Source organism: Kribbella rubisoli (genome assembly GCF_004217145.1).
Taxonomy (GTDB): Bacteria; Actinomycetota; Actinomycetes; order Propionibacteriales; family Kribbellaceae; genus Kribbella; species Kribbella rubisoli.
On record NZ_SHKR01000013.1, the window covers coordinates 449,169 to 473,711 of the forward strand.

Here is a 24,543-nt window from a genome sequence, read left to right on the forward strand (position 1 = left end):
CTTCGTTATGCGGCGTACTGGTGCGCCTGTACCTCGGCCGGCTCCAGGGCCAGCTCCAGCACCTCGCGGACGTCGCTCACCGGGTGAACGGTCAGCTCGCCGAGCACGGACGCAGGCACGTCCTCCAGGTCCGGCTCGTTCCGCTTCGGGATCAGGATCGTGGTCAGCCCGGCCCGGTGGGCGGCGAGCAGCTTCTGCTTCACCCCACCGATCGGGAGCACCCGTCCGGTCAGCGACACCTCACCGGTCATCGCGACCTCCGAACGGACCGGCCGTCCGGACAGCAGCGACGCCAGCGCCGTCGTCATCGTCACACCCGCCGACGGTCCGTCCTTCGGGACAGCACCGGCCGGCACGTGGATGTGAGTGTTGCGCTCGGCCAGGTCGCTTACCGGCAGCCCCAGCTCCGCACCGTGCGAGCGCAGGTACGACAGGGCGATCTGCGCCGACTCCTTCATCACGTCACCGAGCTGTCCGGTCAGCGTGACTCCGGTCGGGCCGGTCTCCTTGTCGGCCAGCGACGCCTCGATGAAGAGCACGTCACCACCCGCACCGGTTACTGCCAGTCCGGTCGCCACACCCGGAAGCGCCGTACGCTCGGCCGACTCCGGAGTGAACTTCGGCGAACCCAGGTACTCCTTCAGGTTGTCGCCGCCGATGGTCAGCGCGCCGAGCTCCTCGCCCAGGGCCAGCTTCGCCGTCACCTTCCGCAGTACGCGGGAGATCGACCGCTCCAGCTGCCGTACGCCGGCCTCCCGGGTGTACTCACCCGCGAGCACCCGCAGGGCCGAGTCCTCGATGGACACCTCGTCCGCCGTCAGGCCCGCCCGCTCCAGCTGACGCGGGAGCAGGTGGTCACGGGCGATGATGACCTTCTCGTCCTCGGTGTACCCGTCCAGCTGCACCAGTTCCATCCGGTCCAGCAGCGGCGCCGGGATGGAGTCCAGCACGTTCGCCGTGGCCAGGAAGACCACGTCGGACAGGTCCAGCTCGACCTCCAGGTAGTGGTCCCGGAAGGTGTGGTTCTGCGCCGGGTCCAGGACCTCCAGCAGGGCCGCGGTCGGGTCACCCCGGTAGTCCGCACCCACCTTGTCGATCTCGTCCAGCAGCACGACGGGGTTCATCGAACCCGCCTCGGTGATGGCCCGGACGATCCGGCCCGGCAGCGCACCGACGTACGTACGCCGGTGACCGCGGATCTCGGCCTCGTCCCGCACACCACCCAGAGCGACCCGGACGAACTTCCGTCCCATCGCACGCGCGACGGACTCACCCAGCGAGGTCTTACCCACACCAGGAGGACCGACCAGGGCCAGTACGGCGCCACTGCGGCGTCCGCCGACCACTCCGAGACCACGGTCCGCGCGGCGACGCCGTACGGCCAGGTACTCGGTGATGCGCTGCTTCACGTCATCCAGACCGGCGTGGTCCGCGTCCAGCACGGCCCGCGCCTCGCGGATGTCGTAGCTGTCCTCGGTCCGCTCGTTCCACGGCAGCTCCAGAACCGTGTCCAGCCAGGTCCGGATCCAGCCGACCTCGGGAGACTGCTCGGCGGTCCGCTCGAGCTTGTCAACCTCGGAGAGCGCGGCCTTGCGGACGTGCTCCGGCAGGTCGGCGGCCTCGACGCGGGCCCGGTAGTCCTCTTCCTCGGACTCGGCCTTACCGTCCAGCTCGGCCAGTTCCTTGCGGATCGCGGCCATCTGCTGGCGCAGCAGGAACTCCCGCTGCTGCTTCTCCATACCCTCCTGGACGTCCTTCTGGATCGTCTCGGAGACCTCGAGCTCGGCGAGGTGGTCCTTCACCCAGCCGATCAGCTTCTCCAGCCGCTCGGACACGTTCGCGTTCTCGACCAGCCAGGACTTCTGCTCGTTGTTGAGGTACGACGCGTAGCCGGCCAGGTCTGACAGCTCGGAGGGGTCGTCAACCTGCTTGATGGAGTCGATGACCTGGTACGCGCCGCGACGCTGCAGCACGGAGGTCGTCAGAGTCTTGTACTCTCGGGCCAGCTCGACGGAGCGGTCGTCGGTGATCTCGTGCATCACCGTCGCGCCCACCCAGAGCGCCGCACCCGGTCCGGTCGTCCCGGCGCCGATGCGGACCCGCTGGGTCCCGCGGATCACGGCCGCCTGGGCACCGCCCGGCAGCCGGCCGATCTGCTCGATCTCACCGAGCGTTCCGGCCTTGGCATATTTACCGTCCAGCCGCGGCACCAGGAGCACCTGGTCCTGACCCGCGGCCTGCGCGGCGTCGATGGCCGCCCGGGCCTCGCTGTCGGCGAGTCGGACCGGCACGACCATTCCCGGCAGGACCACGACGTCGTCCAGCGGCAGTACCGGAAGATTCAACGTATCGGTCACGCTGTCACACCCTTTTCCAAGTTGAGTCTGACAGGCTCAACCACAGGTGTAAGCAGGTAATTCCCGACGTTCGCTGAGGGTGAAACGGGTCACGCAGTCAGCAGGTCGCCGATCTGGCGTAGACCGGTCAGGTCGTGTACGTCGTCTGCCAGGGCGGGCACCTCGACGGTCCGGATGGCGCGGTGGCCGCGGCGGAAGCGGTCGGCGCGGCGGTGGTCGCCCACGACCTGTTGCATCTTGTCCGCGTGCAACCGCAGTACTGCGGCCGTCAACGGCGACTTGTCCGCTTCCTCGAGCTTCTCGGCTGCAGCTAGTGACCGCTCCGCCGACAATTCCGTGGCCTGCGAGTTCGTCACCCGGTTCAGCACGACGCCGGCCAGCGGCATTCCCTCGGCGCGCAACCGCTCGGCGAAGTACGACGCCTCGCGCAACGCGTCGTTCTGCGGGGCGGCCACCACGAGGAACGAGGTGTGCGGCTCCCGCAGCAACGCGACCGTCTGCTCGGCCCGCTGCCGGAACCCGCCGAACAACGTGTCGAACGCAGCGACAAACGTTTGTACGTCGGTCAGCACCTGCGCGCCGAGGACCTTGTTGAGCACCGACATCGCCATGCTCACCCCGGCCGACATCAGCTTGAACGGCCCGCGCGCCGGCGCCAGCAGCAACCGGAGGAAGCGCCCCTCGAGCAACGAAGCCAGCCGCTCGGGAGCGTCCAGGAAGTCCAGCGCGGACCGCGACGGCGGGGTGTCGACGATGATCAGATCCCAGTCGCCGTTCTGCTCGGCCTGCTTGTGCAGCTGGCCCAGCTTCTCCATCGCCATGTACTCCTGCGTGCCCGCGAACGACGAGGAAAGCGCCTGGTAGAAGGGATTCGCGAGGATCTGCTCGGCCTTGTCCGGCGTCGCGTGCTGCAGTACGACGTCGTCGAACGTCCGCTTCATGTCGAGCATCATCGCGTCCAGCCGCCCGCCGTTCGCGGCCTTCACCCCGGCCACCGCGCGCGGGGTGTTGTCCAGCTCGGTCAGCCCGAGCGACTGCGCCAGCCGCCGCGCCGGGTCGATCGTCAGTACGACGACCTTCCGCCCGCGCTCCGCCGCGCGTAGTCCCAGCGCCGCAGCCGTGGTGGTCTTGCCGACCCCGCCCGCACCGCACGTGACGATGATCCGCGTTCCCGCATCGTCGATGAGCGCATCCAGATCGAGCTCCGTCATCCGCGTCCTCGCTTCGCTGCGGGCGCGGACGACGGATTCGTGCTCTGCTTGTTGATGAGTTCGCTTCGCTCACTCATGGCGCAACTCCTCGGCCAGGTCGAACAGGGTGCCGTGGTCGATACCCTCGGGCTGCAGCTCCAGCTCGACAACTTTCTTGCCTAGGGCATCTATCCGGTCGCGGTTCTCGCGTTCGAGCCCGACCCGGATGGCGTGGTCGTGCGCCTCGGTCGCGAGCGTCTCGACCAGGTCGGCGCCGATCGTGATCCCGGCCGCCTTGAGGCCTCTGGTCAACTCGGCGGTGGGCAGTTTCTCCTTCACCGCAAGGGCAAGCGCGTCATCGTCGAGCGGGCTGTTGCGGACCATGTTGACCACGATCGAGCCGATCCGCAGATCGATCTTCTCCAGCTGTTCGACCGCGTCCAGTGTCTCCTGGACCGGCATCTCCTCGAGCAGCGTGACCAGGTGGACGCGGGTGACGTCCGAGCGCAGCATGCCCATGATCGCGTCCGCCTGGTTGCGGATCGGCCCGACCTTGGCCAGCCCGGCGACCTCGTGGTTCACGTTCAGGAAGCGTCCGATCCGCCCGGTCGGCGGGGCGTCCAGCACCACGGCGTCGTACGCGAGCCGGCCGTGCGCCTTCCGCCGGGTCGCCTCGTAGACCTTGCCGGTGAGCAGTACGTCGCGGAGTCCGGGGGCGATGGTGGTGACGAAGTCGATCGCGCCGACCTTCTCCAGCGCTTTCCCGGCGCGGCCGAGGTGGTAGTACATGTCGAGGTACTCGAGCAGCGCAGCCTCGGCGTCCACGGCCAGCGCGAACACCTCACCGCCGCCGGGGCCTTGCGCGATGCGGCGTTCGACGTACGGCAGGGGAGGTACGTCGAAGAGCTGGGCGAGTCCTTGGCGGCCCTCGACCTCGCAGAGCAGGACCCGCTGACCTTCGTCGGCCAGCGAAAGAGCCATCGCGGCCGCAACAGTCGTCTTCCCGGTCCCCCCTTTACCGGTGACCACGTGCAGTCGCGCCATAGGTCCCAGGGTAGGACGTGTGCCAGGACACATCGTTCCTGACCGGGGCGGTGGGGCGGGGAAGGTATCAGTAGAGTCCCCTGCATGAAGAAGTTCGAGTACTTCACCGCGCCGCTGCTGGTCCACTCGACCAAGGAGATCCTGGACAACTTCGGCCAGGACGGCTGGGAGCTGGTCCAGGTCGTTCCGGGGATGAACCCGGAGAACCTGGTCGCCTACTTCAAGCGGGAGATCGAGGACAAATGAGCCACCCCGAGGAGAAGCTCGCCGAGCTCGGCCTGAAGCTGCCCGACGTGGCCAAGCCGGTCGCGGCGTACGTCCCGGCGGTCCGGACCGGTGACCTCGTCTACACGTCCGGTCAGCTGCCGCTGCGCGAGGGCACGCTGATCGCCACCGGCAAGGTCGGCGGCGAGGTCAGCGCCGCGGTCGCCAGCGAGTGCGCCCAGCAGTGCGCGCTGAACGCGCTGGCCGCGGTCAAGGCCGAGATCGGCGACCTGGCGAACGTGAAGCGCATCGTCAAGGCGGTCGCGTTCATCGCGTCCACGCCGGACTTCACCGGTCAGCCGCAGGTCGCCAACGGCGCCTCCGAGCTGTTCGGCCAGGTCTTCGGCGAGGCGGGGCAGCACGCCCGCAGCGCGGTCGGCGTACCGGTCCTGCCGCTGGACGCTCCGGTCGAGGTCGAACTCATCGTCGAGGTCGGCTGACCCGATCGTGCGGGACCTGAAGTCCGAACTGATGACCGGCCGGATGGCCGAGACAGCCCTCGAGCACGTCCGGACTGGCCGTACGCCGGTCGAGGCGCGACCGGCGTCGACGGTCATCCTGCTCCGCAGCACCCTCGTCGACGCACCGGCAGCCGGCGGCCTCGAGGTGTACTTGCTGCGGCGGCAGCGGACGATGGCGTTCGCGGCCGGCATGACTGTGTTTCCCGGTGGGCGGGTCGACCCGGCTGACTCGGCGATTGCCGACTCGTGGTCCGGTCCGCCGCCGGGTGAGTTCGCCGACCGGCTCGGCTGCTCGGCCGAGCTGGCTGCTGCCTACGTGGCCGCCGCGGTGCGGGAGACCTTCGAGGAGTCCGGTGTGCTCCTCGCCGGCCCGTCCACGGAGACGGTGGTCGGCGACACGACCGGTGCCGACTGGGAGGCCGACCGGGTCGCCCTCGAAGCAGGCGAGCTCAGGTTCGCCGACTTCCTGCACCGGCGCGGGCTCCTGCTCCGTGCGGATCTGCTCCGCGCGTGGGCGCACTGGATCACGCCGGAGTTCGAGCCCAAGCGGTACGACACCGCCTTCTTCGTCGCCGCGCTCCCAGCCGGTCAGCTGACCCGGGACGTGACGAGCGAGTCCGATCAGGTCGCGTGGGTCAGGCCGGGAGACGCGGTGGCCGCGGTCGATGCGGGCGAGACGCTCATGCTGCCCCCGACGTACCTGTGCTGCCGCGACCTCACGCAGTACGACGACGTCGCCGAGGTACTGGCCGGTGCGGGCGACCGCAAGATCCGGACGATCATGCCGACCGTGCGGATCGACGGCGACCAGGCTTATCTGGAGACGACATGACCGAGTACGCGACTCTCGTACGGGCGGACAATCCCGGCCCGATGACGCTGGACGGGACCAACACCTGGATCCTGAAGGCGCCGGAGGGGGAGCGGTCGGTCGTGGTCGACCCCGGCCCGATGCTCGAAGAGCACCTCACCGCGGTCCTCGAGGCGGCCGGCCAGGTGGCCGTCGTACTGCTGACGCACAAACACCCGGACCACTCCGAGGGCGCCGCCTGGTTCGCCAACCAGGCCGGCTGCGGGGTGCGGGCTGTGGATCCCGCCTTCCGGATCCCGACCGATCACGCCCACGGGCTGTCCGAAGGCGACGTGATCACCGCCGACGGCCTGCGGATCGAGGTCCTGCCGACGCCCGGCCACACGCTCGACTCGGTCTGCTTCTGGCTGCCGCAGGACGGCTCGCTGCTGACCGGCGACACGGTCCTCGGCCGCGGTACGTCGGTCGTCGCGCACCCGGATGGTGCCCTGGGCCCCTATCTCGACTCCTTGAACAGCCTCCGCGCCTTCGCCAACTCATCGGCCGGCGTAGCGCGCCTGCTGCCCGGCCACGGGCCCGTCATCGACGACCCCGCCGCCGTACTCACCTACTACCTCGATCACCGCGAGGAACGCCTGAACCAGGTCCGCGCGGCCGTCGCCGAGGGGCACACCACGCCCGAGGCGATCGTCGAACACGTCTACGCCGACGTCGACAAGACCCTCTGGCCCGCCGCCGAACGCTCGGTGCGGGCCCAGCTGGACTACCTGAACGGATAACCCCTCCAGTTGCCCGTTCTCCCCTCGTCACACCGACAGAGAAGGGACACTTCGGTGGGAGATCCCGCCAAATGGTTGTCCACAGATGTGGTGAGAGGGGGCCACGGAGGGTAGTGGGGCGGGGATGCTGGACGGGTGAACCTGAAGCTCAGACTGATCGCCGAACGTCAGGGTGGGGTGTTCAGCCGCACGCAGGCTCTCGAATGCGGTTACACCCCGCGGCAGATCGTCCTGCGCCTGGGCAACGGCAGGTGGGAGCAGCTCAGGCGTGGTCAGTACGCCGAGACGCTCGACGTCACCGGACTGCCGGCGTGGGAGCAGCAGCGGACCGGGCATGTCCGAGCCATCCATGCAGTGATGAACTCCCTCCGACAAGGCAGTGTGGTCGTCAGCCACCAGTCCGCGCTCGCCCTTCATGGACTGCCGCTCTGGGGTCTCGACCTGACCCGGGTGCACATCACGCGCGTGGATGGTCGTGCCGGCGGTCTCATCGCGGGCGTGCAGCACCACCTCGGTCGCCTCGAGCCACCCGATCTGACCCAGGTAGACGATCGGCCGTCCACGACCGTACCTCGTGCTCTCGTCGAGGCTGCTTGTACGACGTCGTTCGAGGCGGCCGTCGTCAGCGCGGACGTCGTACTGCGCGAAGGCCTCGTCGAGGCAGACGAGTTGCAGCGCCTGTTGTCCGTGATCGAGTTCTGGCCGGGTAGCCCCATCGCGCGGGCAGCGTTGCAGTTCGCAGATCCGCTCTCCGAATCGGTCGGAGAATCGCGTTTGCGGGTACTGATGCATCAGGCCGGGCTGCCGGACCCGGTGCTCCAGGCCGAGTTGTTCGACTCCGACGGTTTGGTGGGGCGGGTCGACTTCTACTTCCCGCAGTACCGCACCGTGGTCGAGTTCGACGGGCTGCTCAAGTACAGCGGTGGGTCGTCCGCGGTGCTGGTCCGCGAGAAGCACCGTGAGGATCGGCTGCGCGCGCTCGGACTCGAGGTGGTGAGGTTCGTCTGGGCGGACTTCAACCGCCCGGCGTACGTCGGACTCACCATCCGCCAGGCATTCACCCGCGCCCACCCCGCCGCCTGACCCCGCGCGCCGCCTGACCCCGCGCCAGCCTGACCCGGTCCTCCGCCGTGGCGTCGGTCCGCGCGATGGGTTATCCCCCCGTGTTGCCGGTTCTCCCCTCTTCACAAGAACCGACAACCGGCAACCCGACGGGATATCCCCTCGTGTTTCCGGGCTGGTACGCCGGGGGGCGGGGCGCCGGGTACGGCGACGTGCCGGGGTGCCGGGGGTGGTTAGCGCGCTCGCCGCTGCAGGCGGTCGACGTCGAGGAGTACGACGGAGCGGGGCTCCAGGCGGACCCAGCCTCGGGAGGCGAAGTCGGCCAGCGCCTTGTTCACGGTCTCGCGGGAGGCGCCGACCAGCTGGGCCAGCTCCTCCTGAGTGAGGTCGTGGTGGACGTGTACGCCGTCGTCGGCGGTGCGCCCGAACCGGCTGGCCAGGTCGAGCAGGGCCTTGGCGACCCGGCCCGGCACGTCGGAGAAGACCAGGTCGGCCACCACGTCGGAGACCTTGCGCAGCCGCCCGGCCAGCTGCAGCAGCAGGCCGCGGGCCACCGCGGGGCGCCCGTCCAGCCAGCGGAGCAGCTCGTCGTGGGTCAGCGACATCAGCTGGGCGTCGGTGACGGCGGTGACGGTCGCGGACCGCGGACCCGGGTCGAACAGCGACAGCTCGCCGAACATCTGGCCCGGGCCGAGCACGGCGATCAGGTTCTCCCGGCCGTCGGCCGACGTACGCCCGAGCTTGACCTTTCCTTCGACCACGACGAACAGCCGATCACCGGAGTCGCCCTCGTGGAACAGCACCTGGCCGCGCCGCAGCCGGCTCTCGGACATCGATGCGGCCAGGGCGTCGGCCGCCTCGTCGTCGAGCTGACTGAACAGCGGTGCCTGTCGGAGCACTGCGGCATCCACTTTGGGCCTCCTAGGACCTTCGACCACGACTGCGGGCGGGGGATCTGCCCCGTCCGGCACCGGGTCGTTCACACCCGGTCGCCACAAAACCGTAGCCCCTCGGGTGTCGGCACCGCCACGTAGGCTTGCCTCCATGCCATCCCCGCGTGTCGCGGAACCAGTCCCGGGAGCCCTCCCGACGGTCTCGCTGAACCTCCCCCGCAAGGCCCCCGTGGTCGTCGACGAGACCCATACCCAGCTCGTCCGCCGGGCCCGCAAGATGCACAAGGTGCTCACCGACACCTACCCGGACGCCCACTGCGAGCTGGACTTCGCCACCCCGCTCGAGTTGCTGGTGGCCACCATCCTGTCGGCCCAGACCACCGACGTCACGGTGAACAAGGTGACCCCCACGCTCTTCGCGAAGTACCCGACCGCCCAGGCGTACGCCGAGGCCGACCGGGACGAGATGGAGGCCATCCTCAAGCCGACCGGCTTCTTCCGGGCCAAGACCAACAGCGTGATGAAGCTCGGCCAGGCCCTGGTCGACGACTACGACGGCGTCGTGCCCGGCAAGCTGACCGAGCTGGTGAAGCTCCCGGGCACTGGCCGGAAGACGGCCAACGTGGTCCTCGGCAACGCCTTCGGCGTCCCGGGGATCACCGTCGATACACACTTCGGCCGCCTGGTCCGCCGGTTCGGCTGGACCGCCGAGGAGGACCCGGTCAAGGTCGAGCACATCATCGGCGAGCTCTTCCCGAAGAAGGACTGGACGATGCTGTCGCACCGGCTGATCTTCCACGGCCGCCGCCGCTGCCACGCCAAGAAGCCCGCCTGCGGTGCCTGCCCGATCGCCCAGTGGTGCCCGTCGTACGGCACCGGCCCGACCGACCCCGAGGTCGCCGCGAAGCTGGTGAAGGTCCCGGCGTGAACCTCCCGGCACGATCGCGTACGACGCCCCGCCGCCGGCCACTGGTCTGTGCGGCGACGGGCGTCGCGCTCGCGATCCTGCTGGCTGCCTGCGGCACGGAGAAGCCGGGAGCCACGTCGACAGCGACCCCGGTCGCCGGCGCGGACAAGCTGACGGCGTGTCCGTCGACGCCGTCGAAACCTCCGACGACCAACGGTCTACCGGACGTCAGTCTGCCGTGTCTGGGCAGCGGCCCGGATATCCGGCTCGCCGACCTCCGCGGTCCGCTGGTGATCAACGTGTGGGCGCAGTGGTGCGGTCCGTGCCGCGACGAAGCGCCGTACCTGGCCGAGCTGGCGAAGGCGGGGACGGTGAAGATGCTCGGGATCGACTACGACGACCCGCGGCCGGAGCTGGCGGTGAAGTTCGCGGCCGACGAAGGGCTGACGTATCCGCACGTCGTCGACCGGGACAAAGCGATCCAGCGTGCGTTGAAGATCGGCGGTCCGCCGCTGACCGCCTTCATCGACTCCGACGGTGCGGTCGCCTTCGTGCATCGCGGCGTACTCACCTCGCAGCAGCAGCTCGATCAGCTGGTGGAGGAGCACGCGCGATGACGTTCGATGTGGAGATCCCGGACTGGCTGCAGCCGTTGGCGAAGGCGTCCGATGACGTCGACCCGAACCAGTTGTCCCGCTTCCTGCCGCCGGACGATCCGTCGGTGCGCAAGTCCGCCGTTCTGATCTTGCTTGCTGAGGGCAACGATGGGCCCGAGGTGCTGCTGACCGAGCGGGCCTGGACGTTGCGCAGCCATGCCGGGCAGATGGCGTTCCCCGGTGGCGGGGCCGATCCCGAGGACGGGACCGGTGACGAGGGTCTGGTCCGGACCGCCTTGCGCGAGGCCGAGGAAGAGACCGGGCTGGACCCGGCCGGCGTCGTACCGTTCTCGATCTGGCCGGCGCTCTGGGTGCCGGTGAGCAACTTCGGCGTGTCGCCGGTGCTCGCGTGGTGGCGGGAGCCGTCGCCGGTCGCGGTGGTCGACCCGGCCGAGGTCGCATCGGTGCACGAGGTGCCGATCAGCGCGCTCGCCGACCCGGCGAACCGGATCAGCTGCGTGCACCCGTCCGGATTCACCGGCCCGGCGTTCGTCGTCGACGACCTCTACATCTGGGGATTCACGGCCGGGTTGCTGGATAAATTGCTCCTTCTCGGCGGATGGCGCCGCGACTGGGACCCCTCGGTCGTCGTACCGTTGCCCGACCGACTGGTCGAGGCGGCCTGGCGGAGGCATGGGGACAAGTCGGAAGGCGTGGAATGAGCTGGCTCGACTGGGCGGTGCTCGGCACCGCGGCACTGGTGGCGATCTCGGGGTACGTCGAAGGGTTCGTGCTCGGGGCATGCGCCACGCTCGGCCTGCTCGGCGGCGCCGCCATCGGCGTCTGGGGCGTCCCCAGGATCCTGGACCACTTCTCACCGAGCGTGACGGTGTCGTTCGCCGCGCTGGTGCTGGTGGTGGGACTGGCCGCGCTCGGGCGAATGCTCGGGGCGATGGTCGGGACCAGGGTGCGCAACCGGCTGTCCTGGAAACCGATCCGGTTCCTCGACGCGCTCGGCGGCGCCGCGCTGGCCGCGGCCTCTGTGCTGATCGTCGCCTGGGTGCTCGGCGTCGCGGTCAGCGGTGCGCGGATCCCGAGCGTGACGTCCGCGGTCCGTGGGTCGCAGGTGCTGGCGAAGGTCGACGAGGTCCTGCCGGACAGCGCCGATCGCGCGCTGCAGTCGTTCAACGATGTGGTGAACACCGACCTGTTCCCGCGGTTCCTCGACCCGTTCGTGCCGGAGCGGATCCGGGAGACGCAGCCGCCGGACAGCGCGATCGCGCGACAGGCGCCGGTGCGGGCGGCGTACACGCGGATCGCAAAAGTGACCGGGGTGGCCAGTTGTTCGCGCGGTCTCGAGGGCAGTGGGTTCGTGTACGCGCCGCAGCGGGTGATGACGAACGCCCACGTCGTCGCCGGGGTCAGCTCGCCCTCGGTCGAGGTGAATGGGAAGAAGTACGACGCGAGGGTCGTCGTGTTCGATCCCGAGACCGACATCGCTGTGCTGTACGTGCCGAACTTGAAGGAACAGCCGCTGACCTTCGACTTCGCGGGTAAGGCCGACGACTCGGCGGTCGTCCTCGGCTACCCGGAGAACGGTCCGTTCGACTCCGAGCCGGCTCGCATCCGCTCCGAGGAACGGCTCCGCGGCCCCGACATCTACGGCGACAAGACCGTCACCCGCGACGCGTTCTCGATCTGGGCCTCGGTCCGCCCCGGCAACTCGGGCGGCCCGCTCCTGTCGTCCAAGGGCACGGTGTACGGCGTGGTCTTCGCCGCCTCGGTCGAAGACAACCGGACCGGCTACGTCCTCACCGCCGAACAGGTCTCCACCGACGCCCGCACCGGCACCACCGCAACCCAAGAGGTCTCCACCCAATCCTGCACGTGATGCAACATGCCGGAGCCGCCGCCGCATTGAAGGAGTGTGACGGTGACGACGGAGGCACTCTCGTTCGACGAGTTGGTGCGCTCGAGCGAACGGCGGTTACTGCGGCTCGGACTGATGCTGACCGGCAACCCGCACACTGCGGAGGACCTGGTCCAGACGGTCTTCGCGCGTGCGCACCGCCGTTGGCAGCGGATCGGCTCGCTCGACCATCCTGAGGCCTATTTGCGGACGATGGTGGTCAACGAGTTCCTCAGCTGGCGTCGCCTGCTGAAGAACGGCGAGGTCCCGCTGGCCGAGCCGGTGGACCAGCCGTCCGGCGAGGACATCGGAACCCGCCAGGCCCAGCGCGACACCGCCTGGCGGCTACTGTCCGAGCTGCCTCGCAAGCAGCGAGCGGTCCTCGTCCTGCGCTACTACGAGGACCTTCCCGACAGCGAGATCGCCGAGCTGCTCGGCGTCGCCCCCGTCACGGTTCGCACCAACGCCGCCCGCGCACTGGCAACCTTACGAGACACCCTGTCCGCCGAGGAGGCGCAGCGATGACCAGGCTGACCGACGACGAGCTCGGCGAGCTCCTCAGTGAAACCTTCGCCGGCAAGGAGAACCTGATCGATCGCTTGCCGGAGGCAACCAAGCGTCACGGTCGCGGCCCGGCTCTGCTCGCCGCGGCCGCAGTGATCGCTGTGCTGGCCGGAGTCCTGTACGGCGCCGACCTGCTGGACAACGCCGATCCGGTGGCTCCTGCAGCGACCTCTACGGCGACGCCCGCGCCGACCGTGTTTTCCAGGATCGCCGGGGACGGCGACATCTGGGGCGCCGTGGTCGTCGCGATGGCACGCCAGTTCAAGCCCGCCGGCGTCCAGTGGGAGGCGATCCAGGTGAACGGCGGCCACCTGGGATCGAGACCCGCCACCGTCACCTTCTCCTCCGCGGCGCAGGCGAAGATCGAGCGAGCGGTCAAGCCGGTAGCGCCGGTCATCTGGGGCGGCCCCGAGTCCCCGGTCTCGTGCACGCCCGGACCGGTCCCGATCATCACCGTCTACCCGATCTTCATGTACCCCGATCACGCCGGGGTTCGCGCCGTGTTCGCCCGGGGCTGCGGGAACCGTCACGACGTGACCTATCGGCTCGAGCGGGTCGGCGGCGGCTGGAAGGTCACCCAGCGGTAAAAGATCTCAACCAGTCCACGACCAGGCTGTTGAACAGGTCCGGTGTCTCCTCGTGGGGGAAATGGCCGGCTGGGGCGATCAGTTCGTGGCGCAGGGGCGCGGTGACCAGTTGCGGCGGGGTGGTCGCGGTGGGGGAGATGGCGGTGTCCTGTGCGCCGTGGATCTGCAGCACGGGTACGGCGACCGGCGTACGCATCCGGCTCGAGTACTTGCGGCCGTCCGGGCGAAGTCGCGAGCGGACGAACCAGCGGTGGTACTCGAGGGCACAGTGCGGCGCCGGCCAGACCTGGAGTGCCGCGCGGTAGCGGCGAGACGCCTCCGCGTCGGGGAAGGTGCCGTCCGGTGCGGCCCAGGCGCGAAGGAGGCCTTCGATGTGGATGCCGTCGTGCGCCAGCAACCGCCGCTCCGGAAAGATCGGCAGCTGGAACCAGGCCGTGCGGCTCAAGGCCTTGGCTCGGCCGGCGCGGGTCAGCACGAGCGGGTGCGGCGCCGACACGGCGGCCAGTCCGCGGACCTGCCGGGGCGCTAGTACTGCGGCCGACCAGCCGATGAAGCCACCCCACCCGTGCCCGACGACCACCGCATCGGTCGCACCAAGAGACCGGATCACGCCGGAGACGTCAGCTGCCGCGGTGTACGGGTCGTATCCGCGAGGCGTCTTGTCGCTGGCACCGTACCCGCGCAAGTCCATCGCCACCGCGCGGTAGCCGGCGGCCGCGACGACCGGCAGTTGGTGTCGCCAAGCCCACCAGAACTCGGGAAAGCCGTGCAGGAACAGGACCAGCGGGTCGTCCGCCGCGCCGCACTCGGCCACATGGAACCGGGCCCCGTTGGCCGCGACCAGTGAGTGCGACCAGGGGCCGTCGACCAGCAGGTCGACGACTCCCGCCGGGCTCAGCGCCGTACGCCCGGCTCAGGCAAGGCCGCGTGCTCCTCGTCGCCCTTGCCGATCGCCTTGAGCGCCTCGACCGACTGCTTCGAGGTCTCGATCGTCCGCTCCGGACCCTTCGCGCTCTTCAGCGCCCGCATCCCGATGAACACCAGGATCGCGCCGATCAGCAGGAAGGCGCCGGCCACGATCAGGAACGCGATCGCCGGGTGCAGACCGGCGGCGGTCAGCCCGTACGCCGCGGAGATGCTTAGTAGGATGACCGCGAGCAGCGCCAGGAATGCAGCCGCCGCGAACATCCCGGCACCGGTCCCGGCCGCGATCGCGGTCTTCTTCAGCTCGGTCTTGGCGAGCTCGACCTCACTGCGGACCAGGCTGGACAGTTCCTTGCTGGCATTCGCGACAAGCTGGCCGACCGTGGGCCCGTCCCCGTTCTGCCCCATCGACATCGCAACTCCTTCCCACACGTCCGTGCCCCGACACTACAGTCCGTACCCGCGGTCAATCGGCGTACGCGCGGTTTCGGCGAGCCAGCAGGAGCGCGGCGATCAACGCGGCCAGCACCGACGCGACCAGTACGGCGGCCTTGGCGCGCTCGACCTGGGCAGCGTCGGATCCGAAAGCGAGCTGGGCGATCAGCAGCGCGACCGTGAAACCGATGCCGGCCAGCACGGACACGGCAGCGACATCTCGCCACGCCAGGTCGGAGTTCAGCTCGGCCCGCGTGAAGCGTGCGGTCAGCCAGGACCCGCCGAACACGCCGACAGATTTGCCGACCAGCAGCCCGGCGACAACGCCGATAGCGACCGGGTCGGTCAGCATCTGCCGTACGGCGGTCCCGCTCAACGTCACGCCAGCTGCGAACAGCGCGAACACCGGTACGGCGAGGCCCGCGGACCACGGCCGCAGCCGGTGCTCGATCCGCTCCGCCGGCGCGTGCTTCTCGCCGGGGTCCGCGACGACGCGGGTGACAAGCCCGAGCGCAACGCCCGCGATCGTCGCGTGGATCCCGGACTCGTGCATGAACCACCAGGTCGCCAAAGCGATCGGCACGTAGAGGAACGGAGTACGGATGCGGCGTCTCTGGAGGAGGTACCAGAGTGCGATCAGGGCGACCGCGGCGAGCAGCGAGAGCAGGTGGAAGCCGTGCGAGAAGAACACCGCGATCACGAGGATCGCGCCGAAGTCGTCCACCACCGCCAGCGTGAGCAGGAACGCGCGCAGCGCGCTCGGCAGCGACGAACCCACGATCGCGAGGACAGCCAGCGCGAATGCGATGTCGGTCGCGGTCGGAACCGCCCAGCCGTGCGGTTTCCCGTCCTTCGCGACCAGGTTGGTGATCACGTAGATGATTGCCGGGAGCATCATTCCGGCGATCGCCGCGACCACCGGTACGACGGCCTCGTTGAGCTTCGACAAGGTGCCGACCACAAGCTCGCGCTTCAGCTCGACACCGGCCAGGTAGAAGAACAACGCCAGCGCCCCGTCGGATGCCCAGGCCTCGACCGTCAGCGGGCCGAGCTGGGCGTCGCGGAGGTGGTGGTACGCGTCCTGCCAGGGAGAGTTCGCCCAGACCAGCGCGATGACAGCGGCCGCGAGCAACAGCAGGCCGCCGGTGGTTTCAGCGCGCAGCGTGTCCGCGAGGAATGCTCGTTCGCGCCCGAGAACGCGGGGGAATGCGCGCTTCTTCTGCCGGATCCGCGGGTGCTGGCTCATGTCGGCCCTTCATTTCGGGGTCGGTCGGACGGACGCCGACCAGACTTCCCGGCACACCCAGTGACCGATTCTACCTGGTGATCTCCTCGGCCAGGGCTTCGAAATCTCCTACGACGAGGTCCGGCGCGAGGAACGACTTCGGGTACGGCGTGTGCCGCCGGTCGAGGTAGAACCCGTTGAGTCCGGCCCTGCGGGCGCCGTCGATGTCCCACGGGTGGACCGCGGCGAGCGCCATCCGTTCCACGGGAACCCCGCAGACCTCGGCGGCGTACCTGTAGGCGTCCGGGTGCGGCTTCCAGCGCTGGGGTGTGGCGACCTCGAGGCGGTGCTCGAGGTACGGCATTATGCCGCCCTTCTCGAAGACCTGCTTCGACATCGCCGCCGACCCGTTCGTCAGCGTGACGATGCGAATCCCGGATTCATGGATTCGGCGAAGTCCAGGTTCGACGTCGGGGTGCAGCGGCAGGCGGGTGAATCCGGAGAGCACGCTCGCGATCGTTTCGTCGTGCGGCTCGATCCCCGCGGCGATGAGCTGTGCCTCCAGGAGTTCGGCCGCGAGCTCGCGGAAGTCGGCGTACGCATCGACCGCGGTCAACGCGAACCCGTCCCGCAGGGTCGCCGCGAACCATGCGTCGAGGCTGTGCCGGGGCAGGCCTACCGCTTCGAACCCGTCCCGCAGCGGCTCCATGTCCGTCAGGGTCTCGTTGACGTCGAGCACCAGTACGTCGATCATCACGACTCCTCACATCTTGGATCGGTCGTTCCAAGATATGATGCCGGGTATGGCGGATGTCAAACACTTCGACGAGGGAGAAGCGCTGGCCACGGTCGAGCAGCTGTTCTGGCGTCGTGGGAGCGCGGCCACCGGGATCCAGGACGTGGTCGCGGCGACCGGGCTGAGTCGATCGAGTCTGTACAACGCCTTCGGCGGCAAGGACGACCTGTATGCGGCGGCCGCCCGGCGGTACCTCGATCAGCGGTCGCGGCCGATGTTCGACCAAGTGGCTGCGGATGGTCGTGGACTGGCCGCAGTACGCGCGTTCTTCGACCGGTTGCTGCGGTTGCGGCTGTCCGGGGAGTACGCCGGATGGGGCTGCATGATGGCGAATGCGAACGCGGACAACCCGCCGGAAGCGGTACGGGCGGTGCTCGCGGAGCATCACGCCGCACTGCGGGATGCGCTGGCGGTCGCGTTGACGGTTGCTCAGAGCAACGAGGAGTTGCGGTCCGGGGTCGAGGTGGAGGGCGCGGCGGAGCTGCTGACGCTGCTCGCCTACGCGGTGAACCTGCGGTCACGATCCGGTGCGACGCGGGCGCAGCTCAGGTCGGCGGTCACCGCGGCTCTGGCCGCACTGGCCAGCTGATCCAGACGCGCGGATCGGGGCCCTTCGGGATGATGCCCGTCGGGTTGATGTTGTGGTGGGTCACGTAGTAGTGCCGCTTGATCTGGTCGAAGTCGACCGTCTCGCCGAAGCCGGGGCGCTGGTACAGGCGACGCGCGTACGCCCATAGGTTGGGGAACTCGGTCAGCTTCTGCCGGTTGCACTTGAAATGCCCGTGGTACACCGCGTCGAAGCGGACCAGCGTCGTGAACAGCCGGATGTCCACCTCGCGGAGTGTGTCACCGACCAGGTACTCACGGTCCTGCAGCCGTCCCTCGAGTACGTCGAGACGCGCGAACAGGGCGTCGTACGCGGCGTCGTACGCCTCCTGGCTGGTCGCGAAACCGCAGCGGTACACGCCGTTGTTGACGTCGCGGTAGATCTCGTCGATCAGGACGTCCATCTCGGCGCGATCCGGCGGGATCAGCTGCGGGGCGCCGGGTTTGTGGAAGTCGGTCCACTCCGTTGAGAGGTCGAGGGTGATCTGCGGGTAGTCGTTCGTCACCACGTCGCCGGTGTTCGTGTCGACGATTGCCGGCACGGTCACGCGTCCGTCGTACGACGGGTCTGTGCGCAGGTACGCCTCGGAGAGGAACTTGATGCCGAGCACCGGGTCGGTGTCGCCCGCGTCCAGAGTGAACCGCCAGCCGCGCTCGTCGCGGACCGGGTCGACGATCGCCAGACTGATCGGGTCCTCCAGGCCGAGCAGCCGGCGGACGATGACGGACCGATGTGCCCACGGGCAGGCCAGGCTCACGACCAACCGGTACCGTCCCGGCTCGACCGGCCAGCGACCTTGATCATCGGGGCCTTCGCCCGGCCTCGAGGTGGAGTCTCGGGTGATCCGGCCGGTGAATCTGTTGCCCTGCCGCTTCCATTCGCCTGCCGATGACGTCTCCTGCACGAACTGTCCCGAGGCCATAACGACAAAACTACCCCCCGCTGGGAATTGGCTGAGGCTGTGGATGGTCACTGGCCGTGAGACGGCACTGGACGTTACAGTCGGGCTGACAAGGTCGTCCGGGACAGAGAGGTCACGGACGTCTTGCGCGGTAAGAAAACACCGCGGCCCGTGTACCCCGGCAACCGGTTTGCCGGCCAGATTCCCAGGGATGCTGAGACCTCATGGCCCGCCCACGGAACAACCCAGGCGACCTCGCCGAGCTCCCTACCGAGCTGCGGACCGATCGTCCGAAGGGTGACCAGATTCGCGAGATTCTGGAGAACCTCACCCGCTCGCTGGCCGTCGGCACCGTGCTGCCGTCCGAACGCGTCCTGGCCGAGCGCTTCGGCGTGGCCCGGATGACGGTCCGGCAGGAAGTGGACCGGGTCGTGGCCGAGGGCCTGGCCAACCGCCGCCCTGGCGGCGGCACCTTCGTCGCCGAGCCCCGCCCGTCGCGGATGCTCGCCTCGTCGTTCACCCAGGACATGATCAACCGCGGCATCCTGCCCGGCGCCAAGGTGCTCGAGCACCGCGTCGGCGCCGCCGACGAGGATCTCGCCCGCGAGCTCGAAGAGCCGATCGGCACCCCCGTCCTGCACCTCACCCGCCTCCGCACCGCCGACGGCGACCCGATGGCGATCGAGCGCACCGCGCTCTCGCTGCAGCGCTACCCCGGCCTCGACGAGATCGACTTCGCCGAGAAGTCGCTCTACACCGAACTCTCCACCCGGTACGGCGTAACCCTCGGCATGGTCTCGGCTTCCATCGTCGCCGCCCCACCGGAGCCCGGAGACGCCGAACTCCTCGAGATCGACAACTCCACCCCCTGCCTCATCATCACCGTCGCCCCCCGCACCGCCACCGACCAGGTCATCGAATTCGGCCGCTCCGTCTATAGGTCGGACCGCTACGACATCACAGTTGCCTACCGCGCCACCTGAGCTGTAGTCAGCCTCCGGGCACGCGGGAGCTAGAGGTCGAGGTAGGTCTCGACCTCCGTCAAGATGATGTCTATTGGCTTTGTAGCGTCGACCCGTAGGTAGCCGTCGGCCGGGCGTTTTGTTCGTTGGAGCCAGGCTTGGAATAGCTGCTCGCCATCGATATCCGCGTCGCCCGCGTCTACGGCGTGCACGCTGATTCCTCGGCGCTGGCTTCGCAGCGGGGTTCGGGAGCTGAGGCGCTGACCGATCAGCGTGAGGTCGTCCGTGTGGGATTCCACGTACTTGTAGGCGACCCCCCTCTCATCAGCAATCGCGCGACCCGTCTCAAGAATCTCGTCGTACCCGCACGGGCTGTCGATCACCACGCTCAACCCCTGGTCCAACACGCTCCGGGCCAGCGAAAACATGACCGGATACGCGACCCGTCCACTCGCCTCGATAGATACGCCGCCATCGAGCACGGCGCTCCGGATGACATCGAGATCCACCACGACCGCGCCGTACCGCGCACCGATCTGGCGGGCGATCGTGGATTTCCCGGATCCCGGAAGGCCGGACATCTGCAGAAGGAATCGCTTCATCACACGTTCTGACTGCGGAGGACGTTCGGGGTTTCGCCGCGCTCCGCCAGGCGCGCAACGACCTCGACGGTCAGCGCCTGCACGAGCATTGCTCCCACCATCGTCGAGGTCGCGCCGGTGAGTTCCGGTGAGCCCGGGACCTCGATCAGCGCGTCACCCGGTACGCCGCAGTTGTCGATCACCACGTCCGCGGTCTCGAACAACCGCTGACCGCCCGGCGCCCGGGACATGGTCGAGGTCGTATGCGCCATCGACGTCAGCGCGATCACCTGCGCACCCCGCTTCCGAGCACCCAGAGCGAACTCGACCGGTACGGCGTTCCGCCCCGAGTTCGAGGCGATCAGTACGACATCGCCGGACTCCACCTGATTGATCTCCAGCAAAACCTCGGCCAGCCCGGGCAGTCGTTCGAGCAGCGAGCTCTTCTGCAGCCCCTCGTGCAGCATCAGCCCGGGTTCGAGAATCGCCCGTACGTCGGCCAGCCCGCCGGCGCGCCCGTACAGCTCCTCGGCCAGCGCGTGGCTGTGCCCCGTCCCGAACGCCCAGAACCGCTTCCCGCCGGCGAGCGCCTCCGCGACCAGCCCCGCCGCTACCCGGATCGCCCCGAGTTGCGTCTCGGCCGCCTGCTGCGCGATCGCCAACGCCTTACCGAAGTACTCCTCAGCCCCAGCCATGCGCCGAACCTATCGTTCGCGATCCGCGATCCGCGAGCACCCTGACTAGACCACTACGCCGATCGCGGTGCGATGGTGGGCCGGGTTGTCCACTTCGTCGACGAGCGCGACCGCGAGCTCGGCGTACGAGATCAACTCACCGGCGTCCGCCGGCGCGACGCGGTACCGGTCCTTGCGGGAAGGATCGGCGTGGTCGAAGTCTCCGGCCGGAGCGATCGATATCCAGTCGAGGGGCGATGCCGCGAACACATCCAGCGCCGCCTGATGCGCAAGGAAGAACGATCGGTACTCCGTTGGATATCCGTCCGTGTCCATCAGCAACGTCCCGTCGGCCGTCGGCAGGATCGACGCCAGCCCGACCCACACGAATCGATTCACGCCGGCCTTCTCGAGCCCTTCGACCAAGGCGCGCGCCGCCGCCGGAAAGAACACCGCCGGGTCGCTCCCGCCGTCGTACACCGCCGCGATCACCGCGTCCTGCCCCGCCGTGAGCTCCGCGACACGCCCCGCGTCGGTCACATCTCCGACGGTCAGCGAGGTCCCGCCCGCCGTACGCGCGACACCAACCACCTCATGGCCTCTGCCGACGGCCTCCTCGACAGCCGCCGTACCGGCTCGTCCCCGCGCGCCGATCACCAGAATCTTGCTCACCGCAACCTCCTTGGAATGGGTACGGCGAAGGTAGGCGGGAGCGTGGTTACCGATTGGATACCTTGGTAGCTATGGAGGCGCTCCGAGCGGATATGTTCGAAGAGATCTGCCCGTCGACCCTGCTGCCGTTCAAGGTCGGCGGCGACAAGTGGGCGGGGATGGTGCTGCGCTGCCTGGAGGGCGGCCCCCGGCGGTACTCCGAACTGCGCGTGCCGCTGGCCCGGATCAGCCCCAAGATGCTGACCCAGTCCCTGCGGTCGCTCGAGCGCGACGGATTCGTCCGGCGGACGGAGTACGCCGACCCGGCGCGGCGCGTCACATACGAGCTGACCGGCCTCGGGCGGAGCCTGCTCGAACCGCTGCGGGCGTTCTGTGACTGGGCCGAGGACCACTGGGACGAGCTGCTGGACGCGCGCGAATCGTAGGTTGCGCCAACGCTGAGGTCACCGGCGAAGAACCTGTCAGCGCTTACACTGCCACCGTGGACGAGCAGACTCCGACTGCCCTGACTCAGTTGCCGAGCTGGCTGCTGACCCAGAGCGCAGCGCAGGCGAGCCGGATCGTGACCGAGTCGTTCGGCGCAGTCGGGGCGCGGACGTACCATTTCCGGCTGCTGGCGACGCTGGTCGAGTTCGGGCCGGCCAGTCAGGCCGCTCTCGGCCGGCACAGCTCGATCGACCGCAGCGACGTGGTTGCCGCGCTCAACGAACTGGAGGCGGACGGGTTCGTCGAACGCAGCCCCGACCCGGCCGATGCCCGCCGCAACATCATCACGATCACCACGGCCGGCAAGCGGCAGTACAAGCGGCTGACGACTCTGGCCGGCAAGGTGCAGGAAGAGATCTTCGCGCCGCTGTCAGCCACCGACCGGGCCCGCCTGACGACGATCCTCGCCAAGCTCCGGACCTACCACCAGGGGCAGTAGGCCCTACCCGTTCGGCAGCTGGGCGCGAGCGGCCCGCTGAGTACGCCGGACGCGCAGCTCACGGGCGTGAACCCGCCGCCGAGCGGCCCGGGAGATCTTCCGGCCTTCATCGGCGACAGGACTCGGCGTCTGGGATCTCAGCTGCATCGGGTTCACGTCAGGTCCGATGCACAGTCCGCGCGATCGGTTCCGTCGTACGGCAGATTGACCCTCACACCCACCGCGGCCGATCACAGCCTGTTGGCCCCGGCTGACCGCCAGGCCCGGAATTGGTCCTGTTCGGCGCAGATTCGAAACGACTCGGCGATACACCGGTTCCGTGGCAGAGTCAGCGTTGGTAGAAAGGTAGCCGGGCGCGCCGGCGCGCCGAAGCCAGCGATGAGGAGTCGTCGACGTGACGAATGCAGAGTCACCCCAGCCCGAGGCCCAGTCCGAGGCGCTGTCGAACCTGATGCACGAGGAGCGCCGCTTCGAGCCGCCCGCCGAGCTCGCCGCGAACGCGAACCTCAAGTCCGACGCGTACGAGCGGGCCGCGGCCGACCTGGAGGGGTTCTGGGCCGAGCAGGCCAAGCGCATCACCTGGGCCACCGAGCCGACGGAGACGCTGGACTGGAGCAACCCGCCGTTCGCCAAGTGGTACGCCGACGGCAGGCTGAACGCGGCGTACAACTGCGTCGACCGTCACGTCGAGAACGGTCTCGGCGACAAGGTCGCGTACTACTTCGAGGGCGAGCCGGGTGACACCCGCGAGATCACCTATGCGCAGCTCAAGGACGAGGTCAGCAAGGCGGCCAACGCGCTGCTCGAGCTGAACGTCCAGGCCGGCGAGATCGTCGCGATCTACATGCCGATGATCCCCGAGACCGTGGTCGCAATGCTCGCCTGCGCCCGGATCGGCGCGCCGCACACGGTCATCTTCGGAGGCTTCTCGTCCGAGGCGCTGAAGGACCGGATCCTGGACTGCGACGCCCGCGTCGTGATCACCTCCGACGGTGGCTACCGCCGGGGCGCACCGGCGGCGTTGAAGCCCGCGGTGGACGCCGCGCTGGTCGACTGCCCGGACGTGCGCAACGTGCTCGTGGTGAAGCGCACCGGCCAGGAGACCGCGATGGTCGAGGACCGCGACCTGTGGTGGGAGGACTTCGTCGGCAAGCAGTCCGCGGACCACACGCCCGAGGCCTTCGACGCCGAGCACCCGCTGTACGTGATGTACACGTCGGGCAGCACGGGCAAGCCGAAGGGCATCCTGCACACGACGGGCGGCTACCTGGTCGGCACGTCGTACACGCAGTGGGGCGTCTTCGACCTGAAGCCGGACACCGACGTCTACTGGACCGCCGCCGACATCGGCTGGGTCACCGGCCACAGCTACATCGTGTACGGCGCACTCGCGAACGCGACCACCTCCGTGCTGTACGAAGGCACCCCGGACACCCCGCACCAGGGCCGCTGGTGGGAGATCGTGCAGAAGTACAAGGTGTCGATCCTGTACTGCGCTCCGACCGCGATCCGCACGTTCATGAAGTGGGGCGCGGACATCCCGGCGAAGTTCGACCTGTCGACGCTGCGGGTGATCGGGTCGGTCGGCGAGCCGATCAACCCCGAGGCGTACGTCTGGTACCGCGAGAACATCGGCGGGAACAAGGCGCCGGTCGTCGACACGTGGTGGCAGACCGAGACCGGTATGCACATGATCTCGCCGCTGCCGGGCGTGACCGCCGGCAAGCCGGGCGCCGCGATGCGGGCGATCCCGGGTGTGTCGGTCGACGTGGTGGACGACGCGGGGAACTCGGTGCCTGATGGGTCCGGCGGGTACCTCGTGATCACGAAGCCGTGGCCGGCGATGCTGCGGACGCTGTGGGGCGACGACCAGCGTTTCATCGACACGTACTGGTCCCGCTGGCCGGGCGTGTACTTCGCCGGCGACGGCGCGAAGAAGGACGAGGACGGCGACCTGTGGCTGCTCGGCCGCGTCGACGACGTGATGAACGTGTCGGGTCACCGCTTGTCCACGACCGAGATCGAGTCCGCCCTGGTCTCGCACCCGAAGGTGGCCGAGGCCGCCGTCGTCGGTGCGTCCGACCCGACCACCGGTCAGGCGATCGCCGCGTTCGTCATCCTGCGCTCCGAAGCTGGTGACGGCGGCCCCGACGTGGTCCAGGAACTCCGCAACCACGTAGCCAAGGAAATCGGCCCGATCGCCAAGCCCCGCCAGATCATGGTCGTCTCCGAACTCCCCAAGACCCGCTCCGGCAAGATCATGCGCCGCCTCCTCCGCGACGTAGCCGAAAACCGCGAGGTAGGCGACGTCACCACCCTCGCCGACTCCACCGTCATGGACCTCATCAAAACCAACCTCGCCGCCGGCAAGTCCGACGAAGACTGAGCACTTCGGCAAGTCAGCAGGCCCCCGGTTC

28 protein-coding genes are annotated in these 24,543 nt (G+C 68.8%); 16 read left to right on the forward strand and 12 right to left on the reverse strand.

All coding sequences use genetic code 11. From position 1 onward, the window contains the following. Positions 1 to 5 precede the first annotated feature (5 nt). From lon to bagA, 3 genes are all read right to left on the reverse strand, one after another. Positions 6 to 2,357 (reverse strand): endopeptidase La, encoded by a 2,352-nt coding sequence (gene lon, locus EV645_RS22310; protein ID WP_130445903.1) that lies wholly within the window; start codon positions 2,355 to 2,357, stop codon positions 6 to 8. 89 nt (positions 2,358 to 2,446) lie between these two features. Beyond that, entirely contained in the window at positions 2,447 to 3,568 is a 1,122-nt protein-coding gene (bagB, locus tag EV645_RS22315; protein WP_130445904.1) for an ArsA family ATPase, read from the reverse strand. Positions 3,569 to 3,637: 69 nt separating this feature from the next. Next, a complete protein-coding gene (gene bagA, locus EV645_RS22320; protein ID WP_130445905.1) occupies positions 3,638 to 4,591 on the reverse strand; it encodes an ATPase BagA in 954 nt (317 codons plus the stop codon). An 84-nt stretch (positions 4,592 to 4,675) separates the two neighbouring features. Between bagA and EV645_RS22325 the strand changes: the two genes are divergently transcribed. The 5 genes from EV645_RS22325 to EV645_RS22345 all read left to right on the forward strand — a co-directional run bounded on the left by EV645_RS22325 (position 4,676) and on the right by EV645_RS22345 (position 7,989). Beyond that, positions 4,676 to 4,837, forward strand: a complete 162-nt coding sequence (locus EV645_RS22325) for a Sp36 family protein (RefSeq protein WP_130386959.1) — start codon at positions 4,676 to 4,678, stop codon at positions 4,835 to 4,837. After that, complete coding sequence (locus EV645_RS22330; protein ID WP_130445906.1) at positions 4,834 to 5,295, forward strand: RidA family protein; 462 nt, start codon at positions 4,834 to 4,836, stop codon at positions 5,293 to 5,295. Before EV645_RS22325 ends, EV645_RS22330 begins: the two co-directional genes overlap by 4 nt. A 7-nt stretch (positions 5,296 to 5,302) precedes the next feature. Next, entirely contained in the window at positions 5,303 to 6,148 is an 846-nt protein-coding gene (locus EV645_RS22335) for an NUDIX hydrolase (protein WP_242000568.1), read from the forward strand. After that, entirely contained in the window at positions 6,145 to 6,906 is a 762-nt protein-coding gene (locus EV645_RS22340; protein ID WP_130445907.1) for an MBL fold metallo-hydrolase, read from the forward strand. Before EV645_RS22335 ends, EV645_RS22340 begins: the two co-directional genes overlap by 4 nt. Positions 6,907 to 7,041: 135 nt before the next feature. Further along, positions 7,042 to 7,989: a type IV toxin-antitoxin system AbiEi family antitoxin domain-containing protein gene (locus tag EV645_RS22345; protein ID WP_130445908.1), complete on the forward strand. Its 948-nt coding sequence runs from the start codon at positions 7,042 to 7,044 to the stop codon at positions 7,987 to 7,989. A gap of 212 nt (positions 7,990 to 8,201) precedes the next feature. On the opposite strand, the gene EV645_RS22350 is transcribed toward EV645_RS22345, so the two are convergent. Then, positions 8,202 to 8,879 carry a Crp/Fnr family transcriptional regulator gene (locus EV645_RS22350; RefSeq protein WP_130445909.1) on the reverse strand — a complete coding sequence of 226 codons (678 nt, stop codon included), beginning with the start codon at positions 8,877 to 8,879 and terminating at the stop codon, positions 8,202 to 8,204. A gap of 133 nt (positions 8,880 to 9,012) precedes the next feature. On the opposite strand from EV645_RS22350, the gene nth reads away from it, so the two are divergent. Genes nth through EV645_RS22380 form a run of 6 tightly spaced genes read left to right on the forward strand, consistent with a single transcriptional unit; the run spans position 9,013 to position 13,424 of the window. Beyond that, positions 9,013 to 9,789: an endonuclease III gene (gene nth / locus EV645_RS22355; RefSeq protein WP_130445910.1), complete on the forward strand. Its 777-nt coding sequence runs from the start codon at positions 9,013 to 9,015 to the stop codon at positions 9,787 to 9,789. Next, the gene (locus EV645_RS22360) at positions 9,786 to 10,385 is read left to right on the forward strand and encodes a TlpA family protein disulfide reductase (protein WP_242000569.1); all 600 of its coding nucleotides are present in this window, start codon (positions 9,786 to 9,788) and stop codon (positions 10,383 to 10,385) included. The genes nth and EV645_RS22360 overlap by 4 nt, the downstream gene beginning before the upstream one ends. Further along, on the forward strand, positions 10,382 to 11,086 hold the full coding sequence (locus tag EV645_RS22365; RefSeq protein WP_130445911.1) for an NUDIX hydrolase: 705 nt from the start codon (positions 10,382 to 10,384) through the stop codon (positions 11,084 to 11,086). The genes EV645_RS22360 and EV645_RS22365 overlap by 4 nt, the downstream gene beginning before the upstream one ends. Then, complete coding sequence (locus tag EV645_RS22370) at positions 11,083 to 12,255, forward strand: MarP family serine protease (protein ID WP_130445912.1); 1,173 nt, start codon at positions 11,083 to 11,085, stop codon at positions 12,253 to 12,255. Before EV645_RS22365 ends, EV645_RS22370 begins: the two co-directional genes overlap by 4 nt. 42 nt (positions 12,256 to 12,297) lie before the next feature. Further along, positions 12,298 to 12,798 (forward strand): SigE family RNA polymerase sigma factor, encoded by a 501-nt coding sequence (locus EV645_RS22375; RefSeq protein WP_130445913.1) that lies wholly within the window; start codon positions 12,298 to 12,300, stop codon positions 12,796 to 12,798. Then, a complete protein-coding gene (locus tag EV645_RS22380) occupies positions 12,795 to 13,424 on the forward strand; it encodes a hypothetical protein (RefSeq protein WP_130445914.1) in 630 nt (209 codons plus the stop codon). Before EV645_RS22375 ends, EV645_RS22380 begins: the two co-directional genes overlap by 4 nt. On the opposite strand, the gene EV645_RS22385 is transcribed toward EV645_RS22380, so the two are convergent. The 4 genes from EV645_RS22385 to EV645_RS22400 all read right to left on the reverse strand — a co-directional run bounded on the left by EV645_RS22385 (position 13,411) and on the right by EV645_RS22400 (position 16,762). Next, positions 13,411 to 14,238 (reverse strand): alpha/beta fold hydrolase, encoded by an 828-nt coding sequence (locus tag EV645_RS22385; protein WP_242000570.1) that lies wholly within the window; start codon positions 14,236 to 14,238, stop codon positions 13,411 to 13,413. The two genes, EV645_RS22380 and EV645_RS22385, sit on opposite strands and share 14 nt — an antisense overlap. An 80-nt stretch (positions 14,239 to 14,318) precedes the next feature. Further along, positions 14,319 to 14,762 (reverse strand): phage holin family protein, encoded by a 444-nt coding sequence (locus tag EV645_RS22390; protein WP_130445916.1) that lies wholly within the window; start codon positions 14,760 to 14,762, stop codon positions 14,319 to 14,321. Positions 14,763 to 14,814: 52 nt separating this feature from the next. Next, positions 14,815 to 16,029, reverse strand: coding sequence for a Na+/H+ antiporter NhaA (gene nhaA, locus EV645_RS22395; RefSeq protein ID WP_130445917.1), 1,215 nt, complete (start codon positions 16,027 to 16,029; stop codon positions 14,815 to 14,817). 70 nt (positions 16,030 to 16,099) lie between these two features. Continuing rightward, positions 16,100 to 16,762 carry a haloacid dehalogenase type II gene (locus EV645_RS22400; RefSeq protein WP_130445918.1) on the reverse strand — a complete coding sequence of 221 codons (663 nt, stop codon included), beginning with the start codon at positions 16,760 to 16,762 and terminating at the stop codon, positions 16,100 to 16,102. A 49-nt stretch (positions 16,763 to 16,811) separates the two neighbouring features. Between EV645_RS22400 and EV645_RS22405 the strand changes: the two genes are divergently transcribed. Further along, positions 16,812 to 17,393: a TetR/AcrR family transcriptional regulator gene (locus tag EV645_RS22405; protein ID WP_130445919.1), complete on the forward strand. Its 582-nt coding sequence runs from the start codon at positions 16,812 to 16,814 to the stop codon at positions 17,391 to 17,393. On the opposite strand, the gene EV645_RS22410 is transcribed toward EV645_RS22405, so the two are convergent. Next, positions 17,362 to 18,333, reverse strand: coding sequence for a glutathione S-transferase family protein (locus tag EV645_RS22410; RefSeq protein WP_130445920.1), 972 nt, complete (start codon positions 18,331 to 18,333; stop codon positions 17,362 to 17,364). The two genes, EV645_RS22405 and EV645_RS22410, sit on opposite strands and share 32 nt — an antisense overlap. 203 nt (positions 18,334 to 18,536) lie before the next feature. Here EV645_RS22410 and EV645_RS22415 point away from each other — a divergent pair, with 203 nt between their 5' ends. Further along, entirely contained in the window at positions 18,537 to 19,295 is a 759-nt protein-coding gene (locus EV645_RS22415) for a GntR family transcriptional regulator (protein WP_130445921.1), read from the forward strand. 29 nt (positions 19,296 to 19,324) lie between these two features. Here EV645_RS22415 and EV645_RS22420 read toward each other — a convergent pair whose 3' ends face one another. From EV645_RS22420 to EV645_RS22430, 3 genes are read right to left on the reverse strand one after another with little or no spacing between them, the layout of a single operon-like run. After that, positions 19,325 to 19,876: a P-loop nucleotide/nucleoside kinase family protein gene (locus tag EV645_RS22420; RefSeq protein WP_130445922.1), complete on the reverse strand. Its 552-nt coding sequence runs from the start codon at positions 19,874 to 19,876 to the stop codon at positions 19,325 to 19,327. After that, positions 19,876 to 20,550 carry an SIS domain-containing protein gene (locus tag EV645_RS22425; protein WP_130445923.1) on the reverse strand — a complete coding sequence of 225 codons (675 nt, stop codon included), beginning with the start codon at positions 20,548 to 20,550 and terminating at the stop codon, positions 19,876 to 19,878. Before EV645_RS22425 ends, EV645_RS22420 begins: the two co-directional genes overlap by 1 nt. A 45-nt stretch (positions 20,551 to 20,595) precedes the next feature. After that, positions 20,596 to 21,201, reverse strand: a complete 606-nt coding sequence (locus EV645_RS22430; protein ID WP_130445924.1) for an NAD(P)-dependent oxidoreductase — start codon at positions 21,199 to 21,201, stop codon at positions 20,596 to 20,598. Between the two features lie 71 nt (positions 21,202 to 21,272). On the opposite strand from EV645_RS22430, the gene EV645_RS22435 reads away from it, so the two are divergent. From EV645_RS22435 to acs, 3 genes are all read left to right on the forward strand, one after another. After that, positions 21,273 to 21,626, forward strand: coding sequence for a winged helix-turn-helix transcriptional regulator (locus tag EV645_RS22435; RefSeq protein WP_130445925.1), 354 nt, complete (start codon positions 21,273 to 21,275; stop codon positions 21,624 to 21,626). A 56-nt stretch (positions 21,627 to 21,682) separates the two neighbouring features. Then, a complete protein-coding gene (locus EV645_RS22440; RefSeq protein ID WP_130445926.1) occupies positions 21,683 to 22,126 on the forward strand; it encodes a MarR family winged helix-turn-helix transcriptional regulator in 444 nt (147 codons plus the stop codon). Positions 22,127 to 22,577: 451 nt separating this feature from the next. Further along, the gene (gene acs / locus EV645_RS22445; protein WP_130446513.1) at positions 22,578 to 24,512 is read left to right on the forward strand and encodes an acetate--CoA ligase; all 1,935 of its coding nucleotides are present in this window, start codon (positions 22,578 to 22,580) and stop codon (positions 24,510 to 24,512) included. Positions 24,513 to 24,543 lie beyond the last annotated feature (31 nt).